An 8,863-nucleotide genomic window follows, 5' to 3' on the forward strand; every position below is an offset into this window, starting at 1 on the left:
AGTGAAAAAACGTTTCATTGCTGGGGCTGCTTGCCCAGCGTGCCAACAGCTCGATACGTTACGAGTGTGGCGCGAAAATAATATTGACAAAGTAGAATGTGTCAGCTGCGATTATCATGATAGTCGGTTGCCTGATTCGGCACAACAGTCACACTCTGGTGCCGAGTCAGCAGAGAATGTCATTGGGATCTTTAAACCGGAGTAGGGGATCCGTTATCATCGGCAGTCCATTTACCTTCCGGTCTCGGAGCGAGCATGAAAATTGCAAAAGATGTGGTAGTCAGCCTGGCTTACCAAGTAAAAAACGAAGATGGTGCACTTGTTGACGAATCAACAGCACAAGAGCCTCTCCAATACCTGCACGGTCATCGTAACCTGATTGTAGGTCTTGAGAACGCGCTGGAAGGCCGTGAAAAAGGCGAAAGCTTTGACGTGACCGTAGGCCCAGACGAAGCTTATGGTGACTACCAAGAAGCCATGGTACAACGCGTACCGGCTAACGTATTCCAAGGCGTAGACCAAGTAGAAGTGGGCATGCGCTTTATGGCAGAAACGGACCAAGGCCAAATCCCAGTTGAAGTGACTGAAGTAGACGGTGAAGAAGTGGTGGTTGACGCTAACCACATGCTAGCCGGTCAAACCTTGTCTTTCTCTGTGGAAGTGGTTGACGTTCGCGAAGCGACAGAAGAGGAAGTGTCTCACGGTCATATTCACCAAGACGGTGAAAGCTGTGGTCACGACCACTAAGACGGTATCCGTCTGTGGTGAATGAAAGGCGCCGAATGGCGCCTTTTTCGTATCAGTAATGTGGTGGCGGGGTTTCTTCTGCTTGGCTGGCAATGTTTTCCGGCTCTATGTTTTTTAACTTACTCACAAGGTATTGAATCTGTACCGTCATGCGTTCAATGTCCCCTTGCTGTTGAGTTAACGCGCTGTTGAGCTGCTCGAGGGTGTCTTCTTGAAAAGCGACCTTATATTCCAAGTCGTCGATTTGCTGCTGTAACTTATCAATCTCGCTCATACTGCTCTCTCGCTATTGCGCGTCGGTTAACCAAGCTTGGGCGATACCGGCGGATGTACCGGAAATCACTCGCCCCGTGGGGTCGATAGCCACATCATACACGACTGCGCTCGGCGGGCGAGTGTCTGGTTGTGCCAAGGCTTGCCAGCGGCCGATGTTTTCACCACTTTGTACATCCCATAACTCCACCCGTTGCGAAGGGGTGCCGGTGGCCAGTTGGCGACCGTCATCGGAAAAGCGAGCACTGGCATAAATGGCTTGGCGGGCAAAGATATCTAACTCACTCACCTTCTCGCCACTGGGTAAGGCCCAAATTACCGCGCGGTTACCGCCATCGGACACAAACCCATATTTCCCTTCTCGATGTAGCGCGACTTGCTTAACCCGTTGATCATAGGCGAAGTCGTTGATAATTTGTCCCGACTCGGTATCCCAAAAGTAGGCATGATGGTCATTACCGCCTGACAGGACGTAAGCACCATTGGGGGAAATCGCCACGGCATTGACTTTATCGCGATGGGCCAGGAACTCTAGGCGCCTCCCCGTGCCTAAGTCGATGAATAATGCTTTGCCGTTAGACATGGCCAGCACCAATTTTTCACCATTATTGCTGATCGCGGCATCGCGAATGATGCCGTCAGAAATGGACCAAAGCCCTTGAGACTGGCTCCAAGCCAGGTCCCAAACGGCAAAGTTTTGTGCCGTGGCAGTAATGGCATAGCGTTTATTATCGGAAATGTGGCTGACCACCACAGGGTTGGCATTGGGGTCTTGCGGCCCCAGCTCCGCCAACTGCTGATTGGTGACAAGATCCCACAGCACAATATCGGTTTCGTCCGAGGCGAGTAGGGCAAATCGCCCGTCTCGACTCAGGCTAAAGCTGGTGGCGCCCTCAGGGTGGATTGACCAGCGCTGGGCTTCTTTGCCAGACTGCCAACAGCCGAACAGGGCGCTTAAGAGAATAAAAATGCCAACAATGTGGCGGATTTTGGGCATCATACTTGAGTTCCGATGTGTGCAGCCATATAACCACGAGTATATGGATAGAAATAGGCTTTCGCATGGTTGATGCGTCAGTAAATACAATACGAGGATTAATCCTTACCATCAACGGAGTACCCAATGAAATCAGTAATGAAGATGTCGCTACTCGCGGCAACCGTTGCCTTTGCCGTCGGCTGTCAGCAAGAAGACGCAAAAGTAGAGCAAACCAACCAAGCGGCTGAAAAAGCCGAAGCAGCGTTTGCGAACGAAGACGACAAAGCAGCCTACGCGATTGGCGCTTCTTTGGCACAATACCTCAACGCCAATTTGGAGCAGCAGGCCGAGATTGGTCTCGAGCTGGATAAAGAGGTGGTATTGCAAGGGGTGCAAGACGTCTTTAAAGGTGAGTCAAAATTGACGGACGAGCAAGCACAAGCGGCACTGCAATCGCTTGATCAGCGTGTGACCAAGCTTGCGCAACAACAAGCGAAAGAAAAGGCGGAAGCCGCGATCGCTGACGGTGAAAAATACCGCTCCGAGTTCGCGCAGAAAGAAGGCGTGAAAGAAACCGAATCAGGCTTGCTCTACAAAGTCGATAGCATGGGTGACGGTGAGAAGCCATCAGCAGAAGATACCGTGGTGGTGCATTATAAAGGTACTCTGACTGACGGTACGCAATTCGATAGCTCATACGATCGTGGTGAACCGGCCACTTTCCCACTCAATCGAGTGATCCCTGGCTGGACTGAAGGGGTGCAGCTGATGCCTGTGGGCTCTAAGTTTACCTTTGTTGTGCCGCCAGAGTTGGCTTATGGCGACCAAGACACGGCATCAATTCCTGCCAACTCAACATTGGTATTTGATGTTGAGTTACTTGAAATCAAAGATGATGCCAAAAAAGACAGCGCGAGCGAAGGCTAAAACCTCGTCCCTTGACCCGTGATACTGGCCCCGGCATTGCCGGGGCTTTTTGCATTTTTAGATAGGAATTCTGTTAAACTGAGCGCAGAGCAGTAAAGATAAATGGTCGAATAAGGATAGGCGTACGTGGTACCGACAGAGGGTTTTGGCGCAAACATTATGACGGAAAGTGAGCTCATTGAGCCCAATCCACTTAACCAACAAGACAGCATTATTTTGCAGTCCTACTCGGCCGTGGTCGACGGGCTGGCGGCCTTGATTGGTGAGCATTGTGAAATTGTGCTGCATGCATTGGACGATCTAAATAAATCGGCGATAAAAATCGCCAATGGTGAGAATACGGGGCGTCAGGTAGGTTCACCCATTACTGATTTGGCGTTACGTATGCTACGTGATATCGAAGGATCCGAGCGTAATTTCTCCCGCGCGTATTTTACCCGCGCCAAAAGTGGCACCCTAATGAAATCGATCACGGTGGCTATCCGTAACGGAGATAATCGCATTATTGGGCTTTTATGTATCAACATCAATTTAGATGCTCCTTTCTCTCAGGTACTACAAGCCTTTATCCCAGATGATCAGGCCAAGCAGGCCGCGTCATCGGTTAACTTTGCCAGTGACGTGGAAGAGCTGGTGGATAAAACGGTCGAGCGAACCGTTGAAGAGGTGAATGCGGATAAGACAGTGTCTAACAATACCAAAAACCGCCAGATTGTCATGGCGCTCTATGATAAGGGTATTTTTGATATTAAAGACGCCATTAACCGGGTTGCCGCGCGGCTAAATATCTCCAAACACACTGTTTATCTTTATGTCAGACAGCGTAAAACCGAAGAGACCGAGTCATGAGTTTGCACTACGTGTTAGTGGTGACTGAGCCTGCCTATGGCTCACAAATGGCGCGCACCGCGTACCAGTTTGCAGCCGCTGCCATTGAGGCAGGGTATACAGTCAGCAAAGTGTTTTTTTATCAAGACGGTGTGTTAAACGGCACGGCAACCACAGTACCTGCCAATGATGAGTTTGATATTGTCACGGCATGGCAAACCCTTGCACAAGACCACGGAGTGCAATTGGAAACGTGTGTGGCCGCGGCGCTACGTCGTGGCATTGTCAGTGATCAGGAGGCGGCACAACATGCGTTGCCACATAGCACCTTGGCCGCGGGGTTTTCGCAAGCGGGACTCGGGGCGTTGGCAGAGGCGTTGTTAACCGCCGATCGTGTGATGCAATTTTAAGAAGGCAGTGATGAAAATAGGGTTTGTTTTTTCTTCAGCACCCCATGGCAGTGCAAGTGGCCGAGAAGGCCTGGATGCACTGCTTGCCGCGTCCGCCTTTTGTGACAACCTGGTGGTGTTTTTTATCGGCGACGGTGTCTTTCAATTACTTGAAGGGCAGCAACCGAGCCAAATTTTAAGCCGCGACTATATTGCCAGCTTCAAAATGCTGCCTCTATGTGACGTGGAAGAGGTCTATGTCTGTCAGGCCTCGTTAACCGCACGAGGACTTGAGCAGGCGACTACGGTACTGCCGACTCAAGCGTTATTGGTCGAGCAAGTAAAAACGCAGTTGTCAGGCTGCGATCGCATTTTACATTTTTAAGGAGAAGGCCGTGCTGCACTTGGTCAAACATTCACCATACAGCCGTCAAGCCTTAGCACAGTGCTTAGACTACGCGCCGGCGAACAGCACCATTGTCTTGCTCAGTGATGCCGTCGTCGCCGGGGTGGCGGGGAGCGAGTGGGCAACCCGATTGTTTACCGAGACTCATGCTGTTTATTTGCTCAAAGATGATGTGGACGCACGAGGGCTAGGCGATACATTACACCCTCGTGCAGAGCTGATTGATATGCATCAATTGGTCGATTTGAGTGCTGAACATGTCACGCAAATGACATGGTAATCGGCTAGTCTTTGTCGTGTGTGAAAATCCCCCGTGCGCTGCTCGAAAAATAAACAATGCAAAGATCTCTGTATAAATCTTGACACCCCATACCCCGACGCCTAAAATTTCGCGTCCCTGTTGTATTGGGGCTAGATTTTTCACACTTATACGTTAAGTAATATCAGGAGCTATTTAATGGCAACTATTAACCAGCTGGTCCGCAAGCCACGCTTGAAGCAAGTTGCGAAAAGCAACGTGCCTGCGTTGGAAGCGTGTCCACAAAAACGTGGTGTATGTACTCGTGTTTACACCACTACTCCAAAGAAACCAAACTCTGCACTGCGTAAAGTATGCCGTGTGCGTTTGACCAATGGCTTTGAAGTCACCTCTTACATTGGTGGTGAAGGCCACAACCTGCAAGAGCACAGCGTTGTGCTTATCCGCGGCGGTCGTGTTAAAGACTTGCCGGGTGTGCGTTACCACACTGTTCGTGGCGCACTTGACTGTGCAGGCGTTAACGGCCGTAAACAAGGTCGTTCTAAGTACGGTGTGAAGCGTCCTAAGTCTTAATGGATTCCGTTAAGTAAGGCCAAACACTCAAACAATTGAATTTTGAAAAAACTGAAAAGTTTTGGATAAAACCTGAAGAAGACAACGGAGATAATCCATGCCACGTCGTCGCGTAATTGGTCAGCGTAAAATTCTTCCAGATCCTAAGTTCGGATCAGAATTGCTGGCAAAATTTGTAAACATCCTGATGGTTGACGGTAAGAAGTCAACTGCTGAAAAAATCGTTTATGGTGCACTAGACATCATGGCTGAGCGTTCTGGTAAAGAGCACTTGGCTGTATTCGAACAAGCTCTTGAAAACGTACGCCCAGCGGTCGAGGTTAAATCTCGCCGTGTAGGTGGTTCAACTTACCAAGTGCCAGTAGAAGTACGTCCTGTACGTCGTAACGCACTGGCTATGCGTTGGTTGGTTGAAGCCGCTCGTAAGCGTGGTGAAAAATCTATGGCTCAGCGCCTAGCAAGCGAGATGCTAGACGCGTCAGAAAACAAAGGTACTGCTGTTAAGAAACGTGAAGACGTTCACCGTATGGCAGACGCGAACAAAGCGTTCGCACATTACCGCTGGTAATGCCTTCATGGCGTGTCCCGTTCGGGGCACGCCAAACCCATTTTCTAAGGTTAACCTTAGCAAGAGGATACTATTGTGGCTCGTAAAACCCCTATCGAGCGCTACCGTAACATCGGTATTTGTGCTCACGTAGACGCCGGTAAAACCACGACTACCGAGCGGATCCTGTTCTACACAGGTCTGTCACACAAAATCGGTGAGGTACACGACGGCGCCGCTACCATGGACTGGATGTCGCAAGAGCAGGAGCGTGGTATCACCATCACCTCAGCCGCGACCACGACTTTCTGGGCCGGTTCTGATCAGCAGTTCAAACAGCACCGCGTAAACATCATCGACACCCCTGGACACGTTGACTTCACTATCGAAGTTGAGCGTTCTTTGCGTGTGCTTGATGGTGCGGTAGTTGTATTCTGTGGTTCATCAGGTGTTGAGCCTCAGTCTGAAACCGTATGGCGTCAGGCTGACAAGTACGAAGTACCGCGTATGGTATTCGTAAACAAGATGGACCGTGCGGGTGCTGATTACCTGCGCGTTGTTGATCAAATCAAAAACCGCCTTGGCGCACACCCTGTGCCAATTCACTTGAACATTGGTGCAGAAGACCAGTTCAAAGGCGTGATTGACCTGATCAAAATGAAAGCGATCAACTGGAACGAAGAAGACATGGGTATGACTTATACCTATGAAGAAATTCCAGACGATCTGAAAGAGCAAGCAGAAGAGTGGCACAACTACCTGGTTGAGTCTGCTGCTGAAGCCTCTGAAGAGCTGATGGACAAGTACCTTGAAGAAGGTGAGTTGTCTGAAGAAGAAATCAAGACAGCGCTGCGTCAGCGTACGCTTGATAACGAAATCGTACTGGCAACCTGTGGTTCTGCGTTTAAGAACAAAGGCGTTCAGGCCGTACTGGATGCGGTTATCGAATACTTGCCATCACCGATTGACGTTAAGTCAATCAAAGGTGAAGACGAAGACGGTAACCCAATCGAGCGTCATGCAGACGATAAAGAACCGTTTGCATCACTGGCATTTAAGATTGCAACCGACCCATTCGTGGGCACGTTGACCTTTATGCGTGTTTACTCAGGCGTGGTTAACTCTGGCGACACTGTCTATAACTCAGTGAAGCAAAAGCGTGAGCGTTTGGGCCGTATCGTACAGATGCACTCGAACAAGCGTGAAGAGATCAAAGAAATCCGTGCCGGTGACATCGCTGCAGCGGTTGGTCTGAAAGACGTGACCACGGGTGACACCCTATGTGCAATGGATTCAAAAGTAATCCTAGAGCGCATGGAGTTCCCAGATCCAGTTATCCAAATCGCGGTTGAGCCTAAGTCTAAAGCTGACCAAGAGAAAATGGGTATCGCGCTAGGTAAACTGGCGGCAGAAGATCCATCTTTCCGTGTTGAGTCTGACGAAGAGTCTGGCCAGACCCTGATTTCTGGTATGGGTGAGCTTCACCTAGACATCATCGTTGACCGTATGCGTCGCGAATTTAACGTTGAGTGTAACGTTGGTAAGCCTCAGGTAGCTTATCGCGAAACCATCCGTGGTAGCACCAAAGTTGAAGGTAAGTTCGTTAAGCAGTCTGGTGGTCGTGGTCAGTACGGTCACGTATGGCTGAAAATCGAACCATCAGAGCCAAACGAAGGCTTTGTCTTTGTTGACGAAATCGTTGGTGGTGTGGTTCCACGTGAATACATCAGCTCTGTTGCTAAAGGTATCGAAGAGCAGATGGCTAACGGTGTACTCGCTGGCTATCCGGTACTTGACGTTAAAGCAACCTTGTTCGATGGTTCTTACCACGATGTTGACTCTAACGAAATGGCGTTTAAGATCGCCGCATCAATGGCATTCAAGAAAGGTGCTCACGACGCGCAACCTGTTATGCTTGAGCCAATGATGAAGGTTGAAGTAACCACACCAGAAGAGTGGATGGGTGACGTTGTTGGTGACTTGAACCGTCGTCGTGGCCTGATTGGTGGTATGGACGAAGGCCCAGCGGGTCTGAAGATCGTACGTGCCCAGGTTCCACTGTCTGAAATGTTCGGTTACGCTACTGACCTACGTAGTGCAACACAAGGCCGTGCATCTTACTCGATGGAGTTCAGCGAGTACGGTGAAGTGCCTAAGAACATCGCTGACGCCCTGATCGCAGAGCGTAGCTAATTATTTTGGTCCAGATGCCGACATCATGGTCGGCATCAAACACTGACTTCTGAGTTACTAGGCCAAGCCCTTTAACTCACAACTAGGAAGGAAGACGATCGTGTCTAAAGAAAAATTTGAACGTACGAAAACGCACGTTAACGTTGGTACTATCGGCCACGTTGACCATGGTAAAACTACGCTGACCGCAGCTATCTGTACTGTACTTGCAAAAGTACACGGCGGTGCTGCTCGTGACTTCGCGTCAATCGATAACGCACCAGAAGAGCGTGATCGTGGTATCACCATCGCAACTTCTCACGTTGAGTACGATACGCCAAACCGTCACTACGCACACGTTGACTGCCCAGGACACGCTGACTATGTGAAAAACATGATCACCGGTGCTGCGCAAATGGACGGTGGTATCCTGGTTGTTGCTGCAACTGATGGCCCAATGCCACAGACGCGTGAGCACATCCTACTAGGCCGTCAGGTTGGTATTCCAAACATCATCGTGTTCATGAACAAATGTGACATGGTTGATGACGAAGAGCTGCTTGAACTGGTTGAAATGGAAGTACGTGAGCTACTTTCAGAGTACGACTTCCCAGGTGACGACTGCCCAGTAATCCAAGGTTCAGCGCTAGGTGCCCTGAACGGTGAAGAGCAGTGGGAGCAGAAGATCGTTGAGCTATCTGAAGCGCTGGATTCTTACATCCCAGAGCCAGAGCGTGCGATCGACAAGCCGTTCATCCTGCCA

13 protein-coding genes are annotated in these 8,863 nt (G+C 50.0%); 11 read left to right on the plus strand and 2 right to left on the minus strand.

Annotated features, from left to right (window positions below):
* Position 1: 1 nt before the first annotated feature.
* Entirely contained in the window at positions 2–205 is a 204-nt protein-coding gene (locus BZG74_RS07190) for a YheV family putative zinc ribbon protein (RefSeq protein ID WP_046074780.1), read from the plus strand.
* 50 nt (positions 206–255) lie between these two features.
* On the plus strand, positions 256–747 hold the full coding sequence (slyD, locus tag BZG74_RS07195; protein WP_046074781.1) for a peptidylprolyl isomerase: 492 nt from the start codon (positions 256–258) through the stop codon (positions 745–747).
* Positions 748–799: 52 nt separating this feature from the next.
* Here the strand turns inward: slyD and BZG74_RS07200 are convergent, their stop codons facing one another.
* Positions 800–1,021 (minus strand): SlyX family protein, encoded by a 222-nt coding sequence (locus BZG74_RS07200; protein WP_077606863.1) that lies wholly within the window; start codon positions 1,019–1,021, stop codon positions 800–802.
* 12 nt (positions 1,022–1,033) lie between these two features.
* Positions 1,034–2,017, minus strand: a complete 984-nt coding sequence (locus tag BZG74_RS07205) for a WD40 repeat domain-containing protein (protein ID WP_077771991.1) — start codon at positions 2,015–2,017, stop codon at positions 1,034–1,036.
* Positions 2,018–2,143: 126 nt separating this feature from the next.
* Between BZG74_RS07205 and fkpA the strand changes: the two genes are divergently transcribed.
* The 9 genes from fkpA to BZG74_RS07250 all read left to right on the plus strand — a co-directional run.
* Positions 2,144–2,926 carry an FKBP-type peptidyl-prolyl cis-trans isomerase gene (gene fkpA, locus BZG74_RS07210; protein ID WP_077771979.1) on the plus strand — a complete coding sequence of 261 codons (783 nt, stop codon included), beginning with the start codon at positions 2,144–2,146 and terminating at the stop codon, positions 2,924–2,926.
* A 159-nt stretch (positions 2,927–3,085) separates the two neighbouring features.
* Positions 3,086–3,775: a helix-turn-helix transcriptional regulator gene (locus BZG74_RS07215; protein ID WP_198532142.1), complete on the plus strand. Its 690-nt coding sequence runs from the start codon at positions 3,086–3,088 to the stop codon at positions 3,773–3,775.
* Positions 3,772–4,164 (plus strand): sulfurtransferase complex subunit TusD, encoded by a 393-nt coding sequence (gene tusD, locus BZG74_RS07220; RefSeq protein WP_077771980.1) that lies wholly within the window; start codon positions 3,772–3,774, stop codon positions 4,162–4,164. The genes BZG74_RS07215 and tusD overlap by 4 nt, the downstream gene beginning before the upstream one ends.
* 7 nt (positions 4,165–4,171) lie before the next feature.
* A complete protein-coding gene (gene tusC / locus BZG74_RS07225; protein ID WP_077771981.1) occupies positions 4,172–4,528 on the plus strand; it encodes a sulfurtransferase complex subunit TusC in 357 nt (118 codons plus the stop codon).
* Positions 4,529–4,538: 10 nt separating this feature from the next.
* Complete coding sequence (gene tusB / locus BZG74_RS07230) at positions 4,539–4,829, plus strand: sulfurtransferase complex subunit TusB (RefSeq protein WP_158020635.1); 291 nt, start codon at positions 4,539–4,541, stop codon at positions 4,827–4,829.
* Between the two features lie 177 nt (positions 4,830–5,006).
* Entirely contained in the window at positions 5,007–5,381 is a 375-nt protein-coding gene (rpsL, locus tag BZG74_RS07235; RefSeq protein WP_025673238.1) for a 30S ribosomal protein S12, read from the plus strand.
* A gap of 97 nt (positions 5,382–5,478) precedes the next feature.
* On the plus strand, positions 5,479–5,949 hold the full coding sequence (gene rpsG / locus BZG74_RS07240; RefSeq protein ID WP_025673237.1) for a 30S ribosomal protein S7: 471 nt from the start codon (positions 5,479–5,481) through the stop codon (positions 5,947–5,949).
* Positions 5,950–6,024: 75 nt separating this feature from the next.
* On the plus strand, positions 6,025–8,121 hold the full coding sequence (gene fusA, locus BZG74_RS07245; RefSeq protein ID WP_046074788.1) for an elongation factor G: 2,097 nt from the start codon (positions 6,025–6,027) through the stop codon (positions 8,119–8,121).
* A gap of 100 nt (positions 8,122–8,221) precedes the next feature.
* Positions 8,222–8,863, plus strand: a 642-nt coding sequence (locus BZG74_RS07250) for a GTP-binding protein (protein WP_131825625.1), incomplete at its 3' end; no start/stop codon positions are given.

This window comes from Salinivibrio sharmensis, from assembly GCF_001995985.1.
In the GTDB taxonomy this organism is placed as follows: domain Bacteria; phylum Pseudomonadota; class Gammaproteobacteria; order Enterobacterales; family Vibrionaceae; genus Salinivibrio; species Salinivibrio sharmensis.

What these genes read in the sequence shown, in the direction of transcription:
- BZG74_RS07205 (WP_077771991.1), bottom strand. Translation starts at nt 2,017, where the DNA reads ATGCCCAAAATCCGCCACATTGTTGGCATTTTTATTCTCTTAAGCGCC.
- BZG74_RS07200 (WP_077606863.1), bottom strand. Translation starts at nt 1,021, where the DNA reads ATGAGCGAGATTGATAAGTTACAGCAGCAAATCGACGACTTGGAATAT.
- slyD (WP_046074781.1), top strand. Translation starts at nt 256, where the DNA reads ATGAAAATTGCAAAAGATGTGGTAGTCAGCCTGGCTTACCAAGTAAAA.
- BZG74_RS07215 (WP_198532142.1), top strand. Translation starts at nt 3,086, where the DNA reads ATGACGGAAAGTGAGCTCATTGAGCCCAATCCACTTAACCAACAAGAC.
- tusD (WP_077771980.1), top strand. Translation starts at nt 3,772, where the DNA reads ATGAGTTTGCACTACGTGTTAGTGGTGACTGAGCCTGCCTATGGCTCA.
- rpsG (WP_025673237.1), top strand. Translation starts at nt 5,479, where the DNA reads ATGCCACGTCGTCGCGTAATTGGTCAGCGTAAAATTCTTCCAGATCCT.
- fkpA (WP_077771979.1), top strand. Translation starts at nt 2,144, where the DNA reads ATGAAATCAGTAATGAAGATGTCGCTACTCGCGGCAACCGTTGCCTTT.
- rpsL (WP_025673238.1), top strand. Translation starts at nt 5,007, where the DNA reads ATGGCAACTATTAACCAGCTGGTCCGCAAGCCACGCTTGAAGCAAGTT.